Raw genomic sequence first — 18,931 nt, 5'->3', positions numbered from 1 at the left:
GCAACTGACCTCTTTTTTTGTAATAATTACCCCGAAAAGTTAGCGGCTGCTATAATTAGGCGCTTCACGGGTAATCTGCACATCGTGGGGGTGACTCTCGCGCAGGCCGGCTCCGGTGATGCGCACCATCTGCGCCTGCTGCAACTCCTCGATGGTAGCCGCCCCGCAATAGCCCATGCCGGCCCGCAGGCCACCCGCCAGCTGGTAGAGTACCTCCCCGGCGCCGCCCTTGAACGGCACCCGGCCAACAATACCTTCCGGAACCAACTTTTTTACGTCGTCCTCGGCATCCTGGAAATACCGGTCCTTGGACCCTTCTTCCATTGCTTCGACCGAGCCCATGCCCCGGTACGACTTGTATTTGCGGCCTTCGTAGAGCGTTACTTCCCCGGGCGCTTCTTCTGTGCCGGCCAGCAAAGAACCGACCATAATAGACGATGCTCCGCCAGCCAGGGCTTTCACTGCGTCGCCGGAAAACTTTACCCCGCCGTCGGCAATAAGCGGGACGCCCGTGCCTTCCAAGCCGCGGGCCGCTTCCATTACCGCCGAAAGCTGGGGCACCCCGATACCGGCAATAATGCGCGTCGTGCAAATTGAGCCGGGGCCCACCCCTACTTTCACAGCATCGGCCCCGGCGTCGGCCAGGGCTCGGGCTCCGGCGGCCGTAGCCACGTTGCCGGCAATAACCTCTAGCTTGGGAAATTTGGTTTTGATATTGCGCACGGCGTCCAGCACGCCCTTGCTGTGGCCGTGGGCCGTGTCGACGCTTACCACATCCACGCCCGCGTCAACCAAGGCGCCTACCCGGTCTAGCAGGTCGGGCGTGACGCCTACGGCGGCCCCCACGCGCAGGCGGCCGAATTCATCTTTGCAGGCATTGGGGCTGCGGCGGCGCTTGCGAATGTCGCGGTAGGTAATCAGGCCAACCAAGCGGCCTTCGGTATCAACCACGGGCAGCTTTTCAACTTTCGAATCCTGCAGAATCTCCTCGGCATGAGCTAGTTCGGTGCCGGCGTTGGCCGTGACCAGCTTGTCTTTGGTCATTACCTCGGCCACGGGCCGCTCCATGTCTTTTTCGAAGCGCAGGTCCCGGTTCGTCAGAATGCCCTTGAGGCGGCGCTGGTCGTCGACAATCGGAATACCGCCAATTTTATTGTCGCGCATCAGGCGCTTGGCATCCCCCAGGGAAGCGGTTTCCTGCAGGGTGAAAGGGTCCAGAATCATTCCGCTTTCCGAGCGTTTCACGCGGCGCACCAGCTCGGCTTGCGCCTTGATGCTCATGTTCTTGTGAATGATGCCGATGCCGCCTTCCTGGGCCATGGCAATAGCCATTTCCGCTTCGGTGACGGTGTCCATGGCAGCCGAAATAAAGGGCAGCTTCAGGCGGATGTTACGGGTGAGCTGGGAGCTGGTGTCCGCGTCGCGGGGCAGTACCTCCGAATAGGCAGGCAGCAGCAGGACGTCGTCGTAGGTAAGGGCCTCGAAGGCAATTTTGGGCAGCGCGTTGGCCATGGCAATAAGATGATTAGGTACCGCTTATTGCCGGGTAAAGCTACGACGAAAAATCGGGTAAGCGCGTGTTAAGGTTTAGCTACCCCTGATTTTGCGTTGCGTAAGACGAAGATGGCCTACTGTGGCTGGGCGGAAGCCAGGGTGCCAGTGGGGCGAAACTCCGGGTTGAATGTCAGGCCTATCTGCACTGAATGCATGCTGCCAAAGTCAGTGGCGCTGTAGGGTTGTAGCAGTTGATTCAGGTAGCCCGCTTCCAGGGCCAGGGCCTTACTAATCTGGTAGCCCACCGCTGCATAAGCACGGTTTTGATCGAAGATGCCGTGCTGCACATTGGCCCCGAAGCCCAGAAACAGTTCATCGGCAGCTACTAGGTAAGCCCCACCGGGTTGTAAGGTCGGAGCCGAAAGCGGATAAGTCAGGCGGAGCTGGTAGCGGATGCGGTTAAGGTAAACGGGCGCCGGTTGGTCGGCAAGCTGCACCCAGCGCTGTTCGAGCCGGTAGCGGTGCAACAACTGCAGGCGGCCGTGGGAGTCGTGCAACTGCAGCTGCTCGTACACCCGGTGCTCGGGCAACTGCGTAACGGCAGAAAAGTCACCGCTCGGAAAAGTCAGTACGTGCGCATACCCGGCCGAAAAGACCAAAGCAGCGCTGGCATGATAGTTTATGCCTAAGCGTAGCAAGTTTTGCCGGGCGGCGCCACCGGAAGTTCGGCGCCCCTGAACTTCGGCATGAGCACCCCAGTGGTCGGCAAGGCGTGTATCAGAGGTAAGGGCTAGCCAAGTGGCAGTACCTGCCCGGCGCGGCTGGCCCAAACCTGGACCCGACCCTGCACTTTGCGCCCATGCCTGTTCCGTCCCGGTGATGAGGAGGGCTAACGTAGCAAACAGCAGAGAGGTAGGGCGCGCAAGCATCCACTAATGTTACGCAATTGTTACCTGCATTACCAAATTGTTACGATTGTATTTTAGCTATTACCGGTAGCAGCAGTTAATTTTTTTCGAAACGAGGTGTCTTCGGGCAAGTACAGGGTGTTTTCCCGATAGGCTGGCCTTACCGGATCAACCGGTACAGTTGGAGCTGATGGGAAGAGAAAAGCAGCGCGCCCAACTTCGTGCGTTAGCCATAAGCAGTGTATTGCATTTTACCCCGGGCGTTTCTTAGTGCCCCGAGTGGCGGGAGCCTCCAACGGGTTGTCGGGCCAATGATGCTTGGGGTAGCGGCCCCGTAGGTCTTTGCGTACTTCAAAATAGCCCGTAGACCAAAAGCTGCGTAGGTCGCGCGTGACCTGCACTGGGCGCCGGGCCGGGGATAATAGGTGCAGGGTAAGCGGAATTTTACCGTGGCCCACCGTAGGCGTATCGAGCAGGCCAAACACCTCTTGCAGGCGTACAGCCAATACTGGAGCTTCCGGGTTAGAATAGTCCAGGGTGATATTCGAGCCGCTGGGTACCAGGCAATGGGCCGGGGCTAGGCGCTGTAATTCCTGTTGTTGAGCCCAGCCACCAGGCAGCCAGTTCAGCAGGGCTTCGCCCAATGGCAAACGGTTTACTTCGGCCATGCTTCGCACACCGGCCAAGTAGGGGCCAAGCCACTCGGGCAAAGCTTCGGCCAAGGCCTCGTCCGACACATCGGGCCATTCCGCCGGGTTCCAATAGTGCGCAAAAGCCAGCCGTTCCCGAACCTGCTGGGCTTCCTCAGTCCAGGGCAGGCGCACTATACCGCCTTGGCGCAGGCCTTCCAGCAAGGCCGCGGCCACTGCTTCGGCGCTGGGTTGGGCTAGGATAGTTTCGGAAAGGGTAACTGCCCCGAGGCGGCGGAGGCGGCGGGCCACCACGCGCCCGGCAGCAGCATCCCAGCGGACTTCCTCTAAGTTTTCAAGTAACGCCGTGAAATGCTGCTCCAACTCTTCCCGCTCCACGGGCGCGGCCAGGGCAGCGCGCGGGGCGTGGGGCGGCCCATCCAGATGCGCTATGGCGAAAAAGGTAGTGCCCTGACTGAAGTACTCGGCGGGCAATGCGGCCCGCTGCCCCGTAATAAGACGTACTCGTTCGGGAGTTTCGCGCTGGGCCAGGCGGTCGGGGTAGGCCAGGGCGGCCAGCAGCCCCGCCGCATCCGGCTCCAGGGGGGTGTCGCGGACGTGGGCCCGGTTGCGCAGTACTGCTGCCGCTTCCCGTACGCGGCGAACCGCGCCGGCATCGGGGAGCAAGCCGGGGAGTGGGGCCCGGCCCGTAGCCAGCGCCTCGACCCGTAAGCGCAAATCGGGAGGAGCCGGGGTACCATCGGCTAGGCGCAAAATGTCACGCTCCGTAAGCAGGGCGGCCAGGGCGCAGGCCGTAGCACCGTGGCCGACGGCCTTGCCCTGAATAACCAAGTGGCCCAGGCGAGGAACCAGGCCCAGACCGGCCAAGGTGCGGCCGTGGGGCGTAGGTTGCCCTTCCTTTGTGAGAGCCCCCAAGCGCACCAACAGCTCCCGGGCTTGCGCTAGAGCGGCCGCCGGCGGGGCATCGAGCCAGCGGAGCGCGGCTGGATCCTGCGTACCCCACAAAGCCAGTTCCAGCGCCAGCCCACTCAGGTCAGCAGTTAAGATTTCGGGTGGCAAGTGGGCTGGGCGCATGCTGTGCTCGGCCTCGGTCCAGAGCCGATAGCACGTGCCGGGGCCGAGGCGGCCCGCCCGCCCCCGGCGCTGGTCGGCGGCAGCCTGACTGACGGGCACCGTGGCCAGGGTCGTCAGGCCGGTGCGGGGCTCAAACTGGGGCACGCGGGCAAAGCCACCATCGACCACAATCTGCACCCCCTCGATGGTCAGGCTGGTTTCGGCTATGCTGGTGGCCAGCACAATCTTACGCCGCCCTTTGGGCGCGGGGCGCAGGGCGGCATCCTGCTGTTCGGCGGGCAACTCCCCGTGGAGCACGTGAATATCCGTTGTGGCAGAAACGGCTCCGGCCAGCTTCTCCGCGGTGCGGCGCTGGTCGGCCAAGCCCGGCAAAAACACCAGTACGTCGCCTTCCGGGTGCTGGTGCAAGGCTTCCCGAACCACGGCCGGGGTGAGGTCGGCCAGGCGCTCCGAAGGCCGGCTACCGGCGGCGGCTACCCGGGCCGGCGTCAAGTAACTAGTGCTAACGGCGTGTTGCAAGCCGGCACTGCGGACCACCGGGGCCTGCAGCCAGCTGCCCAGACGCTCGGCTTCCAGCGTGGCACTCATAATAAGCAGGCGTAAGTCGGGGCGGAGCACAGCCTGGGCATCAAGGGCCAGGGCCAAGCCCAAGTCGGCTTGCAGGCTCCGTTCGTGAAATTCATCGAAGAGCACGGCCGCTACGCCTTCCAGGGCCGGGTCGTCCTGCAGCATCCGGGTCAGAATAACCTCGGTGGCCACCTCAATGCGGGTGTGGGTCGATACGCGGCTTTCCAGCCGAACCCGGTATCCGACCGTTTGCCCCACCGGCTCGCCCAGAAGGCTGGCCATGCGGGCGGCGGCGGCCCGGGCTGCCAGGCGCCGGGGCTCGAGCACAATGATGCGGCCGGCGGGGGGCATCCAGTCGGCTGCAAGCAAGGCCAGCGGTACTACCGTGGTTTTGCCGGCGCCGGGCGGGGCCTGCAGCACGGCGCAGTTAGTGGTGGCCAGGGTAGCCAACAGCTCGGGCAGAGCCGCACAAATAGGTAAGTCGGGCAGGCGCACGGGGCGGGGAAGGGGAAGTATTCGGAGAAAAGTCGCTGAACTAGGCAGCGGTTGGAAGCTGCTATTTGCCAGGTGGCCTTAGTACACCGGCACGGTGGGGTCGACGCGCACCGACCAGGCGTGAATGCCGCCGCGTAGGTTGAGCAGATTGCGCAGGCCGTGACGGTGCTGCAAAAAAGCCAGGGCCTGGGCCGAGCGGACGCCGTGGTGGCAAATCAGTACCACGGGCTGGTCGGTGGGCAGCTCTTCCCAGCGGCGGGCAATTTCACCCAGCGGAATAAGTTGGCTGCCCGTAATCTGGCAATAGTCAAATTCCATGGGCTCCCGTACGTCGAGCAGGTGCAGGGCCTCGCCTTGCTGCAGGCGGGCGTGCAAATCTTCGGGAGTAATTTCGGGGAGCATAGACTAAGAAAAGCAAAAGTGAGATGAGACCGTAAAATTAGCGGGTCACTGGTTAGCTTTGGCCTCGGCCCGGCCCGGTCGGCCCGAATACTTCCCTACCGCGTCATTCTCTTTCACTTTGTTACACGCTCTCTACGAGTTCTGGACTTCCGCTGCCGGCGGCACCCCGCTGGAGTGGGTGGCTGTGCTTACCGGGTTTGCCTGCGTCTGGCTGGCGGCCCGCGAGTCGCTTTGGAACTTCCCGGTGGCCATCTTCAGCTGCGGCCTCTACGCGGTGGTCTACTTCCGCACCCAGCTGTATTCGGACAGTCTGCTGCAGGGATTTTTCATTTTGATGAGCCTCTACGGCTGGTACGAGTGGCTCTACGGCGGAGCCCGCCAAACGGCCCTGGTCGTGAGCCGGACGCGCCCCTGGGAGTGGGCGGCCGTGGGGCTGGGCGTGGCCGCCTTCACCCTGGGCTTCGGCTATTATCTGCAACACAACACCGACGCGGCCCTGCCACACTGGGACAGTTTCACGACGGCCGGCAGCATGGCCGCTCAGTACCTGCTCACCCGCAAACGCCTGGAAAACTGGCTGCTCTGGATTGTGGTCGACCTGCTGTACGTGCCGATTCTGTGGTATAAGCAGCTGTATCCAACCAGCGGCTTGTATGCCGTGTACCTGGTGCTGGCCGCGTATGGCTACATTGAATGGCGCCGTACGGCCCGCCTGGCGGCCCCCACTGCTAACTCCGTTTCTGCCTGATGCTGCGCGTAGCCCTCACCGGACCCGAATCGACGGGCAAAACCACGCTCAGCCGCCAGCTGGCCGAGTACTACCACACCACCTGGGCCCCGGAGTATGCCCGCGAATACCTGGAAAAGCACGGCTCGGCTTACACCATCGACGACCTGGAACGCATTGCCCGCGGGCAGGTAGAGGCCGAGGAAAAAGCCGCTGCCGGGGCCAACCGCGTGTTTTTTTGCGACACCGACCTGCTGGTCATCAAAGTCTGGTCGGAGCATGCCTTCGGGCAGTGCCCGGAGTGGGTCAAGCACCGGATTCAGCAGCAGCACTACGATTTGGTGTTGCTGCTCGGTATCGACATTCCCTGGGAAGCCGACCCGCTGCGGGAGCATCCCCACCACCGGCAGTATTTCTATACCATCTACCACACCGAGCTGAGCAGCCAGATGTCCAACTTCGCGGAAATCAGCGGCTCGCCGGCCCAGCGGCTCGAGCAGGCCTGCTTTTACGTGGATGCCTTGCTGGCGGAAAAAAGCCGCGCTGTGCCGCCGCCCGACGCCTTGTCGGCGTAAAAGGAGCTTTCCTGAACCAATGGTAGCTTATGAACTATTCGCTCGAAAACGACCAGTGCCGCGTTACGATAAATAGCCAGGGAGCCGAACTGAGCAGCCTAGTGCGCAAAGACCTGCCCGAAATTGCTGATCTGGAATACATCTGGCCCGCCGACCCGGCCGTGTGGGCCCGGCACGCGCCGGTGCTGTTTCCCATCGTTGGCCGCCTGCCCCAGGATACCTACCGCCACCAGGGCCGGGAGTACCGGCTGCCCCAGCACGGTTTTGCCCGGGACCGGGAGTTTATGGTGGTAGAGCAAACGGCCGAGTCCCTGACCTTCGAACTGCGCGCCGATGCGCAGAGCCGCCAGGTGTACCCGTTCGATTTCGTGCTGCGCATCGGCTACCAGCTGCGCGGGCTGCAGCTCACGGTGCAGTGGCAGGTGCAGAACCCGGATTCCGCCCAGGAGTTGCTGTTTAGCATTGGGGCCCACCCGGCGTTCAACTGCCCGCTGATGCCAGGGGAGAAATTTGAGGACTACTTTTTTCACTTCGACCACCCCGTTACCCTGGAACGCCACCTGTTGGAGGGCGGCCTGCTGAACGGCCAAACGGCCCCGGTGCTACAGCAAGAAACCGAAATGCCCCTGACCTACGAGCTGTTTGCCCAGGATGCGTTGGTGTTCAAGCACTTCGACTTCACGCACATTTCGCTGCGCAGCTTTGCCTCCGACCGGGCCGTGCGCCTGCGCTTCGATGGGTTTCCATTCCTGGGCCTTTGGACCAAAGGCGAAGGAGCCCGGTTTGTCTGCATCGAGCCCTGGCAGGGCATTGCCAGCAGCGTGGGCGGCCCCCCGGAACTAGCCGACAAGGAAGGTATCTTGACCTTGGCTCCCGGCCAGGAATATTCGGCGCAGTATGCAATAGCCATAACCTAGCGGCCACCCCAATGACCACCTCAGTGCCGGAGATTAGGGCCATTGCGGCGGAGCAAACGTACCCGCTGCGCCATGCTGTGCTGTGGCCGGAGAAGCCTTTCGACTACGTAAAAGTTGAGAATGACGGCGAGGGGCAGCATTTTGGGGCTTTCCTTGACCAGCAGCTGGTGTCCGTTATTTCCTTGTTTGTGGACGACGAACAGGCCCGTTTTCGCAAGTTTGCCACTGACCCCAAGTTCCAGCGGCAGGGTATCGGCTCGGTGCTGCTTCAGCGGGTAATCGACGAGGCCCGGCGACTTGGGGCACGCAGTCTGTGGTGCGATGCCCGCCAGGATGCTACGGCATTCTATCAGCGTTTCGACATGAGGGCCGAAGGGGCGGTTTTCTACAAAGGCGACATTCCTTACCAGCGCATGCGGCTGGCCTTGTAAGCTTGCGCAGCGCAACCATAAAAAGCGGCCTTTCTGCCAGTTTTTTCCAGTATCAGCCACGATTAACCGGAAGCAACAAGGCAAAAAGGCCGCTTTTTTATACCTGCGAAATCAGAAGGTGATGGTTTCCAAAGGCCGGACCGGGGTGGTGGGGCGGCCGTAGTCGGGCTCCCAGTCGTTGATGGGCCGGGAAATGCCGGGGGGCAGATCCAGGTCGGGTAGTCCGTCGTCGAGGGGCTCCCCGCCGTCGTCGTCACCGTCGGTGTATGGAGGCTGCTGGTAGCGGTGGCGCGGAGCCACGATGAAGTAGGCCAGAATGGCAAATACCACGAGCGTGTAGATAAGACTGATCATGGCAGCAACGGGTAAAAGGCGACGGAAAGGGGGACGAGCCGGCGGGCTTTAAAAATCTAACGGAGCGAACGGCAAGGATGTTTTCAGAAGCCGTAATTTTTCCGGCTTGCCTTACCGCTAGCCTAATATAGGTGATTATCAGGCGAAAGTAAAGCGTAGAAATACTGGATTTGGAACTCCCCGGCCGCGGCTCTAGCTTTGCAGAATAGTTTTAGGGGTGCCCTACCAGCGGCTTGCTGCCGTGGGGCTGAGATCATACCCATTGAACCTGTCCGGGTAATGCCGGCGAAGGGAACAAACGATCCGCGAACGTGAAAACCTAGTGCGCCGACCCCTGGCGCAGGGCCCGTTCCACTTTTTCTTTACCCATTTCCTTGAAAAATATATTGGTTTTGGGCGCCGCCACCCTGGCGTTGCCCCTGCTGGTTGCTCCGGCGGCGTGGGCCCAAGGGCCCCTGACGGGCACCGTGACCGACGCCCGCTCGGGCGATGCCCTGCCCGGCGCCACGGTGCTGCTCGACGGCGCCGTAGTGGGCACGACCGATGCGGCCGGCACTTTCGTGCTGCCTGCCGTAGCAGCTGGCCCCCACGCGCTGCGCATCTCGTTTCTGGGCTATGAGGTGCTGCAGCGCCAGGTACAGGGCCAGGCCGAAGAGCAACGCCTCGCGCTGGGGCTGCAGGCGGGCGTAGTGCTGACCGGCGAAGCGCTGGTAACGGCCAGCCGCGCCAACGACCGCACGGCCACGGCCTATACCAACGTGAGTCGGGAGGACTTGGCCAAGCGCAACTTCGGGCAGGATTTGCCTTACCTGCTCGACCAAACGCCTTCGGTGGTCGTCAATTCGGATGCCGGAGCCGGGGTGGGCTACACCGACATCCGGATTCGGGGCACCAGCAACACGGGCATCAACATGACCATCAACGGGGTGCCGCTGAACGATGCCGAGTCGCACGGCTCGTTTCTGGTGAACCTGCCCGATCTGGCGTCGTCCATCAACAACCTGCAAGTGCAGCGGGGCGTGGGAACCAGCCAGAACGGTGGGGCAGCTTTTGGGGCCAGCATTAACATTTCAACTCTGGAAAACCGGCGCGAAGCCTACGCCGAAACCCAAAACACCTACGGCTCTTTCAACACCTGGAAAAACAATGTCTCGTTTGGCACGGGCCTGCTCGGCGGGCACTTCACCGTTGATGGCCGCCTGTCGCGCATTGCCACCGACGGCTACATGGTGCGGGCCTCTTCCGATTTGAAGTCGTACTATCTGGCGGCGGGCTACCAGGCCAAAAACACGCTGCTCAAGTTCATCACCTTTTCGGGCCGGGAGAAAACGTACCAGGCCTGGAACGGGGTGCCCGAGCCCTTTATCACCGGCAATAAGCAGCTGTTGCAGCAATTCCTGGACAATGGGGAGCTGAGCGAGGCCGATGTGGCCCGCGGCCTGCGCGAAGGGCGCCGCTACAGCTACTATACCTACGACAACCAGACCGACAACTACCAGCAGAACCACTACCAGCTTCACCTTTCGCAGGGGCTGGGCGCCGACTGGAACATCGGGGCGGCCCTGCACCTGACCCGGGGCTTCGGCTATTATGAAAGCTACCGGGCCAACCGCAAGCTGGTCGATTATGGGCTGGAGGATGTCGTTATCGGCACCCAGACCATCAAGCGCACCAACCTCGTAGACCAGAAGTGGCTCGACAACTACTTCTACGGCGGCACCTTCGCCCTGAACTACCAGCCCCACGACAACGACAAGCTGCAAGCCACTGTGGGCGGGGCCTGGAACCGCTTTACCAATGACCACTACGGGGAAGTAATCTGGGCCCAGTATGCTTCCAACGGCAGCATCCGCCACCGCTACTACTTCAACGACGCTACCAAAACCGACTACAACGCCTACGCCCGCGCCACGTGGCAGGTGCTGCCCTGGCTGAGCGTGTACGGCGACCTGCAGGTGCGTCACATCAAGTATGCCATTGATGGGGTAGAGGACGACCAGAACGACGTGACCACCCGCGCCGACTACACTTTCTACAACCCCAAGTTCGGCTACACCATTTCCCTGGGGCAAGGTCATCAGGTGTACTCCAGCTTTGCCGTAGGGCAGCGCGAGCCGGTCCGGTCCGACTTCACCGACCGGCCCGCCGGCGACCAGACCGCTAAGTCGGAGCGGCTGGAGGACTACGAGGCGGGCTACCGCTTCACGCGGCCCGGAGTGCCCCTGTTCGGCCGCCCGACGGCGGTGCGCTTCGAGGCCAACTACTTCTACATGAACTACCACAACCAGCTGGTGGCCACGGGGCAGCTGAACGACGTGGGGACGGCCCTGCGTACCAACGTAGCCCGCAGCTACCGCACGGGCCTGGAGCTGAGCGGCTCGGTGGCCGCCCAGGACGTACTCAGCCTCAGTAGCACCCTGACGCTGAGCCGCAACCGGATTCTGAACTACCGCGAAACGGTGTACAACGAAAATTTTGAGCCCGTAACCGCCTCGGAAGGCCGTTTGTCCACTATTTCGTATTCGCCCGCCGTCGTGTCGGCCCACACCTTGGAAGGCCAGCCGCTGAAGGGCCTGCGCGTGGCGTTGCTCTACAAAACGGTGAGTGAGCAGTTTCTCGACAACTCGGCCAGCGACGCCAAGCGCATAGCGCCTTACCAAGTCCTGGACCTGCGCCTGCGCTACACCATTCGGCCAGTATTCGTAAAGGAAATCGAGCTGGGCTTGTTGGTCAACAACCTGCTGAACCGGGAGTATGTGGCCAATGGCTACACCTACGGCTACCCCGACGCCACCGGCCGCCAGCAAATTTTCAACTTTTACTTCCCGCAAGCTACCCGTAACTACCTGGCCTCGGTCGGCGTGAAGTTTTAATGTGCTGAGCTACTAATGTGCTACATGTGGGGAGCGTGTCGTTGCGAGGCGCAGCCGTGGCAATCCGTCCGCTGAAAGGTGCTGAGTGCTCTAAAGTGAAAAGCCCCTTCCTACCGCGTGTAGGAAGGGGCTTCCTGATTTAAGGGCGTTAGTCGCCAGTGTAGGACGGATTGCCACGGCCTCCGGCCTCGCAATGACACGTTTACCAGATCAGATAATCAGCCGCACGCCGCCCAGCTCGGATACGTGGTAGGGAAACTGGTTGCCGGGGGAGCCGATGAACATGAAGTTTTTGGGGATGTTCCACTTCTGCGACAAGTCATCAATCAGCTGGGGGCCGAATTGCCCTTCGATGGTCACAAAGTCTACTTCTATCTGCTCGTAGGCGCGGTCCAGTACGTGAATGTCGGTGAGCAGCTCCTGCGGGTACTGCTCGCCGGGCTTGAGCAGGGTCACGATTTTGAGGCGGTTGGTAAACTCATTCTCCACCACGTAGGCCATAACCTTGTTCAGGTTGGAAACATTGTCGCCTTTGGTGAAAAACACAAATTCCTGCTTGTGCAACTCCCGCAGCTGCCGACGCACAAACAGCCGGCCCAGGCGCGAGAAACGGGAGTGTTCGGCAACGGAATTGATGGCCGCCAGCCCCAGATTTAAAATAGCCGTGCGGTTGAGCATAATATACACCAGCGCCATGGTAGGCAGGAAGTACTGCAGGAAGACAATCAGGTAGTCGGGGTGGATTTTGATATTGCCGTACAGGGCCACCAGAATGCTGATTAAAGCAAGTGTCACGGTGAAAATGCCCGCGTACACTGGTCGGGGCAGCTTGGGCCGCTTACTCTTGAGCAGAAAGTTGCCCAGGGCAAAAAAGGCCATTACCGCCAAAAACGAAATAGTATACACCCCCGACAGCGGCCCTAGTTGCCCGCTCGTAATAAAAAGCACCGACGCGCAAAGCAGGAAAAAAGTAATCAGGATGAGGTAGTTGCTCTTGCGCTTGTTCTCCTTCAGAAAGAACTGGGGCAGAATCCGGTCCAGAGTCATGCGCTTCATCAGCCCGCTTACTCCCACGAAGGACGTTAGCACGGCCCCGCTGAGCACAGCCACCGCATCCACCGAAATCAGCGTGCCCAGCCACCGCCCGCCCGTGGTAGTGCCCAGGTGGGAGAGCAGGGTTTCGGTGTGCTGGCCTACTTCCTGCATGGGTAGCGCGGCAATGGCCAGAAAGGCGATGACCGGGTTGAAGAAACTCACCACAATCCACATGTTGCGCAGGGTTTTGGGGAATACCCCCCGGGCTTGCTCTTCAACAAAGTTAGCCGAGCTTTCGAAGCCCGAGATACCCAGCATGGCGGCGCTAAAGCCAAAAAATAGGGCGTTAGCAATGCTGCCCCCTTTCACGGGCAGCTGAAAGTTCAGATTCAGGTTGGCCAGCCCGTGCGTAGCCAGATACCAGACAGCACTGCCCACCAGCAGGGTGAGCGAAACCAGATGCACCAGGAAAATGCCCACGGCCACCTTCGCCGATTCGGAAATACCCAGGATGGTCAGCACCAGAAACAGGCCCAGCAAGCCCAGCGTGGCCCCGATAATAGGCAGCCCGTGCCAGAGCGTGTGCAGGTAGTGCATGGCCTCGGAAGCCGAAATAACGGCCGTAGCCATGTAGGAGAGAATGGTGAGGCAGGCAGCCAGGGCGGCGTTACGCTTGCTGGTCGTGTTGAGCAGCACGTTGTAGGCCCCACCGTTGAGCGGCAGCGCCCCCACAACTTCACCGTAAATCGTGCGAAACAGAAACAACACGGCTCCCACAAGGAGCAGGGCAATCCAGGCGTACTGCCCGGCGTAGGCTATGGCCAGGGCCGACACATACAGACACGACGAAGAAATGTCGTTGCCGCAGATAGCCGTGGCTTCCAGTTCGTTTAGTTTCTTTTCGTGACTCATAGATGCAGGGAGGGAAAGGGCGGATGGGAGAATGTGCCCTCTACGGAGAAATTGGGGTTTTCGAATATAAAAACGAATGATTCTCGGGCTGAGCAGGAGTTGCTACTGGTGGAATCAGGATATAGCATACACTGCTCTACTTGCTGCGCCACGGCGAACCAACCCCCCGCAGAGCCTGTTCCGCATTTTGAAACTTCTATCTTTGAGGCTGATTCCCACCCAATCCCCAGTTATGTCTTCCCAATCCGACGTCCTCTCGCCGAAAGCTAAAGCTGAGCACCGCAGCGGTTCTTTGAATGCGGCCGGCTTTACCGACTACTACGACATCGACGGCCTGCTAACCGAAGAGCACAAGCTCATTCGGCAGAGCATCCGCGACTTCGTTAAAAAGGAAATCAGCCCCAGCATCGAGAAGTGGGCTCAGGACAATCATTTTCCCTCCGAAATCGTCAAGAAGTTTGGCGACGTGGGCGCCTTCGGGCCCACCATCCCGACTGAGTACGGCGGCGGCGGCCTCGACTACATCAGCTACGGCCTGATTATGCAGGAAATCGAGCGGGGCGACTCCGGCATGCGCTCCACGGCCTCGGTGCAGGGTTCGTTGGTGATGTACCCGATTTATGCCTACGGCTCGGAAGAGCAGCGCAAGAAGTACCTGCCCAAGCTGGCTTCGGGCGAGTGGCTGGGCTGCTTCGGCCTCACCGAGCCCGACCACGGCTCCAACCCCGGCGGCATGGTGACCCGCATCGAGGACAAGGGCGACTACTACCTGCTCAACGGCGCCAAGCTCTGGATTTCGAACTCGCCCGAGGCTCAGATTGCCGTGGTGTGGGCCAAAAACGAGCAGGGCCGCATCAAGGGCCTGATTGTGGAGCGCGGCATGGAAGGCTTCACCACGCCCGAAATTCACAATAAGTGGAGCCTGCGCGCCTCCTGCACCGGCGAGCTGGTATTCGACAACGTGAAGGTGCCCAAGGAAAACCTGCTGCCCAACGTGGAAGGCCTACGCGGCCCCCTCGGCTGCCTCGACTCGGCCCGCTACGGCATTGCCTGGGGCGCCATCGGCGTGGCCATCGACTGCTACGAGTCGGCCCTGAAATACTCTCTGGAGCGGGAGCAGTTCGGCAAGCCCATTGCCGCCTTTCAGCTCCAGCAGAAGAAGCTGGCCGAGATGATTACCGAAATCACCAAGGCCCAGCTGATGGTGTGGCGCCTGGGCATGCTCAAAAACGAGGGCAAAGCCACCAGCGCCCAAATCAGTATGGCCAAGCGCAACTCCGTAGACATGGCTCTGCAGGTAGCCCGCGAAGCCCGCCAGATTCACGGCGGCATGGGCATCACCGGCGAGTATCCCATCATGCGCCACATGATGAACCTGGAGTCGGTCATTACCTACGAAGGCACCCACGATATTCACCTGCTCATCACCGGGGCCGATATTACCGGCATTCAGGCGTTTAAGTAAAGCTTTCTGACAAGAAAACAGAACGTCATGTCGACCAACAGAAACGGCCGTCCTGGAAACCGGGCGGCCGTTTTTTGCTATAATGCTGACATGAATCATGAGACGGTAGAGTATATACTCACATACTTTTCACGCCTGCTGTCAGACCAGGAGAAATTGCTGTTGCGGCACATACAGTCAACAGAAAAATTAGGCGCAATGGCTGATGCCAGCCGTCAAAGGATGCTGTTACTCTTTCAGCGTAAGAACTGGCTAATCATGGATAAGCACCTGTTGGAAAGGCTGGCCGACGGGCCGGAGGCTTTTCTATATAATACGGCCGTTGCGGTCTTCAACGCACATGGCCGCGAGAAGCTCTTGAACCTGTGCCCCCGATGCGGCCGGCTAGCTCGCACGCCCAATGCCCGCCAGTGCCGTCATTGCGGCCACGACTGGCACTAGCCCGATCTGCGCACTTATTTAGCAGACTCAACGCAAAAGGCTGCCTCGTATCCAGCTCAGCGCCGCTCCAATAAATACGTGGCCGAGCTCACCACGTCCGGGCCCAGCAACGGGTAGTTCAGGTTGGGCGTGCTGGTTTCGGTCTGCTGCATGTCGACCACCGTCCAGCCCTGGCTGCGCAGCTCGTTGAGTTTTACCAGCAGCAACGCCTGGTATTTGTAGTCCCCCTTGGCTTTGGTCGTCAGCTTTTCCTCCGTGACCTCCCCACTGGGTGAAATGGTGACCAAGACAGGTTTGCCAGAGCCTGCGTACATCGACACCTGCATATAGCCCCCAGCAGCACCAGAGCGGGGGTAAAAGGCCCAGCTACCCAAGGCTACGAGTAGTAAAGCGGACACAAAAAATACATTTCTCATAGCGTGAGCGAAAGGTTAGAAGGGAAACTACATTGGCAAAGACCCCGGCGCGGTCTTAATTCGCTGGACCATCCTTGCGGAATAAATAACGGATGGTCTGGGCTTCCTGAGTGGTGCTCACCAATTGCCACCCTTGGGCGCTCAGCTCGTTGAGCTTTTTCACCTCGGCCTGATGCACGATATTTTGGATGTAACGCTGCCGCCGCAAGAAGTTATTGGTCGAGTCCGGTGTGAAACGGGCAATACTGGCATTGACGGCCTTTTTGCTCACTTTGTTGGCTTCCACCTGTAGTTCCTCGGTGCGGAAGGTGCCGTCGGGCGCAATGACCGTGAGCGATATGCGGCGGCTGGCATTGGCATCAGAGGCATCCACTTCGCGCACCAGCATCAGGTAGCGAGCCGCGGGCGTAGCCTGCCCTTGGGCAACGGCCAAGCTGGTCGTTAGGCCGAAACCCAGCAGATAGATAAATTTTTGCATAAGACAGGATGAGTAAATGAAAGAATAACAGGCTTCCTCAAGCTTTTTTCGGCTAGCAGGGGCGCAGAAATTACGCCAGATCTTGCCGCAAACCCATGCGTCACGTACCGCAGAGCACCGGCTGCTCCTGATAAGATTTCGGTCTTTGCTATCCGGCTGCGGCAGTAATCGTATAAAGAGCTGATTTCCACCACCAACCTCAACGCTATGAACAACGACCAGCAGCACGAAAACGCCGAGTCGCGGCGGCAGGAGCGCCGGGAGCACGACAAGGAGCAGTACCGCCAGCAGGGCGACGAAATGCGCCAGGGCGGCCCCGACCCGAACATGCGCCACCACGACCGCACCCGCGACGGCGACGGCAGCTTCCGTCCCGACAGCCAGTCGGATTCGGGTTCCTCAGATGGCATTGCCAAGACCACGGCCGGCAGCGGCGGCAACAATGGCGGCCGCTACGACAACCTCGATGAGGTGAATAACAGCAGCCCCAATGCCGACCAGGGCGGTACCACCGGCGCGGGCCAGAGCCGGGAACCCCAGCTGCGCACGCCCAGCGCCCAAACCTCCCACACCAGCAAAGGCCCGCAAAGTGAAGGTGGCGAAAGCCAGAGCCAGGGCAGCAAGAGCGGCAACCAAGCCTAGCAAGCTGCCCTAGTTTCTGTTAAAAAAGGCTGCCTCTATCCGTAGAGGCAGCCTTTTTTGTGAAGTTTAGCGCAGGTCGTCGAAGGCGTATTGGGCCCCGCTCCAGAACTCATCCAGAGCCATAAGGCGGGGTTTGAAAAAAGAAATCAGCTGGGGCCAGTCTTCGCGGTTAAACATATTCACGGGCCGCAGCTCCTGGTAGATACGACTCAGTGTCTGCCCGTTCTCATCCACGAAACTCGGTTCCCAGATCCAGGCTTCCCCCAGACTTTCCTCCAGCATGCCTTTCAATTCCTGAAACTGGTGGAAAAACAGCTCCCGAATGCCTTCGTCGGGGTGGGTGATGTCGATGCTGATGGTGGCGTGGCGCACGTCGGCCCGCATGCGGAAATACACGTGCTTGAGGCCGGTTTTGTAGTTAATCCAATTGGTTGGCAAGCCTTCAGCGGATGGCACGGGCGCCATGTACTGGCCAAAGGTCGTCCAGAAGGCCTGCCGGAGCTGGGCTGCTTCGGTTTTGCTATACATCTGCTACAGAAAAGATCAAGAGAGTAGGGGTGTTTGGGCCCGAGCTTAGCCCCGTAATACGACCGTTCGCACAGCCCGATAACTGAAAAAAGCAGAAACCTTGCGCGACTCCCGTAAATTGGCCGCATGACTACTGCTTCTGTTTCTTCAACCCAGGATTTGATTTTGCTGGAATGCCTGGTGGCCGGCACCACGCACCGCGAGAATCTTAAACAGCACGAGCCCCAGCTGTACGTCGGCCAGGCCCTGCAGCTACTCCGCGAGGCCGACAGCAAATACGACGACTGGGCCGTGAAAGTGCTGACTACCGACGCGGAAGGGGCCCTGTGGCTGGGCTACCTGCCCGAAGTGCGCAACGAAACCGTGGCCCGCCTGCTCGACGCCGGTTATTCCCTCGGAGCCCGACTAGTGCACAAGGCCTGGGAAGATGACTGGCTGTATCTGGAAATAGAAGTGCTGCTGCCCGCCGGGAGTAGACAGTAGGGCTCAAGCTCAGCCTCAGACCAGATCCGTCAGATCCGCTATTTCCTGACGTGCCTGCGCAATAGCAGGCTCTTCGGCGAAGTTGGCCTGCACCCATTCGGTAAAGCCACTCACCATTTCGCCGACGGCCTGCCGGCTGCTCATCGGGCCTTTACCAGTAGCGTCGGCGGCCGTGGCTCCGGAGGGTTCGGGTGGCCCCGACATGAAGTCTTCCAGCCCCAGGGAAGCCAGTACGTCCGACACGAAAACCAACCCGCAGACCTGCATAGCCTGGTAAAGCTGTACCAGTTCGGGCATCGTGAGGGTCAGCTGCTCGCCGGCCTGCAAGGTGCCCAGCCGCTCGGCTGTGGCCTCGAGGTGCTCGGGCTGCAAGGCGGGTAGCTGCAGCACGGCCTGTAGAAACGGCACTTCCGAATCTGCCGGGAGGCTGTGTACCAGCAGTACGGCCAGGCGCACCATCTGGAGCTGCGGTTCGTTGAAGCGCACCGACGCTACCGAAGGCAGCGGCTCAGCTACGGCTTCCAGGGCACGGCTGTGCGTGAAAAACACTTCTTCCACCTGCAACCGATGCTGACCCAGGCGGCCGGCTACGGCGCGGTCCGTTTCGGCCAGGTGCTGCTCCACCGATGCCAGAAAAGCCTCGCTCAGGTCGATACAGTAGCCTTTAATCGCCTCTATCTGCTCCTCCGAAACGTACATCTGCTGGCGTACAAAGCGCAGCACGGGTTCGGCCAGGGAGGTATCGAGGCCCAGGCGGCCCAGTAGGAGCAGGTCGTACACATGGGCGGGCTGCTGGCGCAACGCATCCAGCAGCTGCTCCTGGCTCAGAATGGCGTTTAAATCGGCTACGGTGGCAGCATTAATAGGTGTCAGGAGCGTGAGCTGTTGCACCAGGGCCGAGTCGGGGCGGCTAAACAGCTCGGCGCACACCATACCATGCAACGACAGGCAATGGGCCAGCTGGTCATAGATGTCGGCCGGCAGCTGGGTCAGCCAGGTATCGGAAAGAGTGAAATTCATCATTGCGGCGAATAAGGGCGCAAAGAAGAGAAGAAAGCCTTGTT

At 60.4% G+C, this 18,931-nt stretch carries 18 protein-coding genes and 1 riboswitch; of the genes, 8 read left to right on the top strand and 10 right to left on the bottom strand.

Annotated elements, in window-relative coordinates:
- Positions 1 to 39: 39 nt before the first annotated feature.
- The 4 genes from guaB to E5K02_RS11595 form a co-directional block, all read right to left on the bottom strand.
- Positions 40 to 1,512, bottom strand: a complete 1,473-nt coding sequence (guaB, locus tag E5K02_RS11610) for an IMP dehydrogenase (RefSeq protein ID WP_135394978.1) — start codon at positions 1,510 to 1,512, stop codon at positions 40 to 42.
- 116 nt (positions 1,513 to 1,628) lie between these two features.
- Positions 1,629 to 2,423: a DUF2490 domain-containing protein gene (locus tag E5K02_RS11605; protein ID WP_135394977.1), complete on the bottom strand. Its 795-nt coding sequence runs from the start codon at positions 2,421 to 2,423 to the stop codon at positions 1,629 to 1,631.
- Positions 2,424 to 2,653: 230 nt separating this feature from the next.
- Positions 2,654 to 5,188: an ATP-dependent helicase HrpB gene (gene hrpB / locus E5K02_RS11600; RefSeq protein ID WP_135394976.1), complete on the bottom strand. Its 2,535-nt coding sequence runs from the start codon at positions 5,186 to 5,188 to the stop codon at positions 2,654 to 2,656.
- Positions 5,189 to 5,266: 78 nt separating this feature from the next.
- The gene (locus E5K02_RS11595; protein WP_135394975.1) at positions 5,267 to 5,590 is read right to left on the bottom strand and encodes a rhodanese-like domain-containing protein; all 324 of its coding nucleotides are present in this window, start codon (positions 5,588 to 5,590) and stop codon (positions 5,267 to 5,269) included.
- 118 nt (positions 5,591 to 5,708) lie between these two features.
- Here E5K02_RS11595 and pnuC point away from each other — a divergent pair, with 118 nt between their 5' ends.
- Genes pnuC through E5K02_RS11575 form a run of 4 tightly spaced genes read left to right on the top strand, consistent with a single transcriptional unit; the run spans position 5,709 to position 8,240 of the window.
- On the top strand, positions 5,709 to 6,338 hold the full coding sequence (gene pnuC, locus E5K02_RS11590; RefSeq protein WP_167856376.1) for a nicotinamide riboside transporter PnuC: 630 nt from the start codon (positions 5,709 to 5,711) through the stop codon (positions 6,336 to 6,338).
- Positions 6,338 to 6,892, top strand: a complete 555-nt coding sequence (locus tag E5K02_RS11585; protein WP_135394973.1) for an AAA family ATPase — start codon at positions 6,338 to 6,340, stop codon at positions 6,890 to 6,892. The genes pnuC and E5K02_RS11585 overlap by 1 nt, the downstream gene beginning before the upstream one ends.
- 29 nt (positions 6,893 to 6,921) lie before the next feature.
- Complete coding sequence (locus E5K02_RS11580) at positions 6,922 to 7,809, top strand: aldose 1-epimerase family protein (RefSeq protein ID WP_135394972.1); 888 nt, start codon at positions 6,922 to 6,924, stop codon at positions 7,807 to 7,809.
- A gap of 11 nt (positions 7,810 to 7,820) precedes the next feature.
- The gene (locus E5K02_RS11575; protein ID WP_135394971.1) at positions 7,821 to 8,240 is read left to right on the top strand and encodes a GNAT family N-acetyltransferase; all 420 of its coding nucleotides are present in this window, start codon (positions 7,821 to 7,823) and stop codon (positions 8,238 to 8,240) included.
- Positions 8,241 to 8,351: 111 nt separating this feature from the next.
- Here E5K02_RS11575 and E5K02_RS11570 read toward each other — a convergent pair whose 3' ends face one another.
- Positions 8,352 to 8,594 carry a hypothetical protein gene (locus E5K02_RS11570; protein ID WP_135394970.1) on the bottom strand — a complete coding sequence of 81 codons (243 nt, stop codon included), beginning with the start codon at positions 8,592 to 8,594 and terminating at the stop codon, positions 8,352 to 8,354.
- A 203-nt stretch (positions 8,595 to 8,797) separates the two neighbouring features.
- A riboswitch (TPP riboswitch) is annotated at positions 8,798 to 8,906 on the top strand.
- Positions 8,907 to 8,968: 62 nt separating this feature from the next.
- On the opposite strand from E5K02_RS11570, the gene E5K02_RS11565 reads away from it, so the two are divergent.
- Positions 8,969 to 11,467: a TonB-dependent receptor gene (locus tag E5K02_RS11565; protein WP_135394969.1), complete on the top strand. Its 2,499-nt coding sequence runs from the start codon at positions 8,969 to 8,971 to the stop codon at positions 11,465 to 11,467.
- Between the two features lie 210 nt (positions 11,468 to 11,677).
- On the opposite strand, the gene E5K02_RS11560 is transcribed toward E5K02_RS11565, so the two are convergent.
- The gene (locus E5K02_RS11560) at positions 11,678 to 13,414 is read right to left on the bottom strand and encodes an APC family permease (protein ID WP_135394968.1); all 1,737 of its coding nucleotides are present in this window, start codon (positions 13,412 to 13,414) and stop codon (positions 11,678 to 11,680) included.
- 232 nt (positions 13,415 to 13,646) lie between these two features.
- Between E5K02_RS11560 and E5K02_RS11555 the strand changes: the two genes are divergently transcribed.
- A complete protein-coding gene (locus E5K02_RS11555; protein ID WP_240737251.1) occupies positions 13,647 to 14,879 on the top strand; it encodes an acyl-CoA dehydrogenase family protein in 1,233 nt (410 codons plus the stop codon).
- Positions 14,880 to 15,376: 497 nt separating this feature from the next.
- Here E5K02_RS11555 and E5K02_RS11550 read toward each other — a convergent pair whose 3' ends face one another.
- Together E5K02_RS11550 and E5K02_RS11545 are read right to left on the bottom strand one after the other, a co-directional pair.
- Complete coding sequence (locus tag E5K02_RS11550; protein ID WP_135394967.1) at positions 15,377 to 15,736, bottom strand: hypothetical protein; 360 nt, start codon at positions 15,734 to 15,736, stop codon at positions 15,377 to 15,379.
- Positions 15,737 to 15,791: 55 nt separating this feature from the next.
- Positions 15,792 to 16,214 carry a hypothetical protein gene (locus E5K02_RS11545; RefSeq protein WP_135394966.1) on the bottom strand — a complete coding sequence of 141 codons (423 nt, stop codon included), beginning with the start codon at positions 16,212 to 16,214 and terminating at the stop codon, positions 15,792 to 15,794.
- Between the two features lie 207 nt (positions 16,215 to 16,421).
- Between E5K02_RS11545 and E5K02_RS11540 the strand changes: the two genes are divergently transcribed.
- On the top strand, positions 16,422 to 16,856 hold the full coding sequence (locus tag E5K02_RS11540; protein ID WP_135394965.1) for a hypothetical protein: 435 nt from the start codon (positions 16,422 to 16,424) through the stop codon (positions 16,854 to 16,856).
- A 66-nt stretch (positions 16,857 to 16,922) separates the two neighbouring features.
- On the opposite strand, the gene E5K02_RS11535 is transcribed toward E5K02_RS11540, so the two are convergent.
- Positions 16,923 to 17,384 carry a DUF4268 domain-containing protein gene (locus E5K02_RS11535; RefSeq protein WP_135394964.1) on the bottom strand — a complete coding sequence of 154 codons (462 nt, stop codon included), beginning with the start codon at positions 17,382 to 17,384 and terminating at the stop codon, positions 16,923 to 16,925.
- 126 nt (positions 17,385 to 17,510) lie between these two features.
- On the opposite strand from E5K02_RS11535, the gene E5K02_RS11530 reads away from it, so the two are divergent.
- The gene (locus E5K02_RS11530) at positions 17,511 to 17,867 is read left to right on the top strand and encodes an HIRAN domain-containing protein (RefSeq protein WP_135394963.1); all 357 of its coding nucleotides are present in this window, start codon (positions 17,511 to 17,513) and stop codon (positions 17,865 to 17,867) included.
- Between the two features lie 15 nt (positions 17,868 to 17,882).
- Here the strand turns inward: E5K02_RS11530 and E5K02_RS11525 are convergent, their stop codons facing one another.
- The gene (locus E5K02_RS11525) at positions 17,883 to 18,890 is read right to left on the bottom strand and encodes a hypothetical protein (RefSeq protein WP_135394962.1); all 1,008 of its coding nucleotides are present in this window, start codon (positions 18,888 to 18,890) and stop codon (positions 17,883 to 17,885) included.
- Positions 18,891 to 18,931 lie beyond the last annotated feature (41 nt).

This window comes from Hymenobacter metallicola (assembly GCF_004745645.1).
Classification (GTDB): Bacteria; Bacteroidota; Bacteroidia; order Cytophagales; family Hymenobacteraceae; genus Hymenobacter; species Hymenobacter metallicola.
Note: the sequence above shows the minus strand (reverse complement) of the source record. Positions and strands in the feature narration are given on the sequence as shown.

What these genes read in the sequence shown, in the direction of transcription:
- guaB (WP_135394978.1), bottom strand. Translation starts at nt 1,512, where the DNA reads ATGGCCAACGCGCTGCCCAAAATTGCCTTCGAGGCCCTTACCTACGAC.
- E5K02_RS11605 (WP_135394977.1), bottom strand. Translation starts at nt 2,423, where the DNA reads ATGCTTGCGCGCCCTACCTCTCTGCTGTTTGCTACGTTAGCCCTCCTC.
- E5K02_RS11595 (WP_135394975.1), bottom strand. Translation starts at nt 5,590, where the DNA reads ATGCTCCCCGAAATTACTCCCGAAGATTTGCACGCCCGCCTGCAGCAA.
- E5K02_RS11585 (WP_135394973.1), top strand. Translation starts at nt 6,338, where the DNA reads ATGCTGCGCGTAGCCCTCACCGGACCCGAATCGACGGGCAAAACCACG.
- E5K02_RS11580 (WP_135394972.1), top strand. Translation starts at nt 6,922, where the DNA reads ATGAACTATTCGCTCGAAAACGACCAGTGCCGCGTTACGATAAATAGC.
- E5K02_RS11575 (WP_135394971.1), top strand. Translation starts at nt 7,821, where the DNA reads ATGACCACCTCAGTGCCGGAGATTAGGGCCATTGCGGCGGAGCAAACG.
- E5K02_RS11570 (WP_135394970.1), bottom strand. Translation starts at nt 8,594, where the DNA reads ATGATCAGTCTTATCTACACGCTCGTGGTATTTGCCATTCTGGCCTAC.
- E5K02_RS11560 (WP_135394968.1), bottom strand. Translation starts at nt 13,414, where the DNA reads ATGAGTCACGAAAAGAAACTAAACGAACTGGAAGCCACGGCTATCTGC.
- E5K02_RS11555 (WP_240737251.1), top strand. Translation starts at nt 13,647, where the DNA reads ATGTCTTCCCAATCCGACGTCCTCTCGCCGAAAGCTAAAGCTGAGCAC.
- E5K02_RS11550 (WP_135394967.1), bottom strand. Translation starts at nt 15,736, where the DNA reads ATGAGAAATGTATTTTTTGTGTCCGCTTTACTACTCGTAGCCTTGGGT.
- E5K02_RS11545 (WP_135394966.1), bottom strand. Translation starts at nt 16,214, where the DNA reads ATGCAAAAATTTATCTATCTGCTGGGTTTCGGCCTAACGACCAGCTTG.
- E5K02_RS11540 (WP_135394965.1), top strand. Translation starts at nt 16,422, where the DNA reads ATGAACAACGACCAGCAGCACGAAAACGCCGAGTCGCGGCGGCAGGAG.
- E5K02_RS11535 (WP_135394964.1), bottom strand. Translation starts at nt 17,384, where the DNA reads ATGTATAGCAAAACCGAAGCAGCCCAGCTCCGGCAGGCCTTCTGGACG.
- E5K02_RS11530 (WP_135394963.1), top strand. Translation starts at nt 17,511, where the DNA reads ATGACTACTGCTTCTGTTTCTTCAACCCAGGATTTGATTTTGCTGGAA.
- E5K02_RS11525 (WP_135394962.1), bottom strand. Translation starts at nt 18,890, where the DNA reads ATGATGAATTTCACTCTTTCCGATACCTGGCTGACCCAGCTGCCGGCC.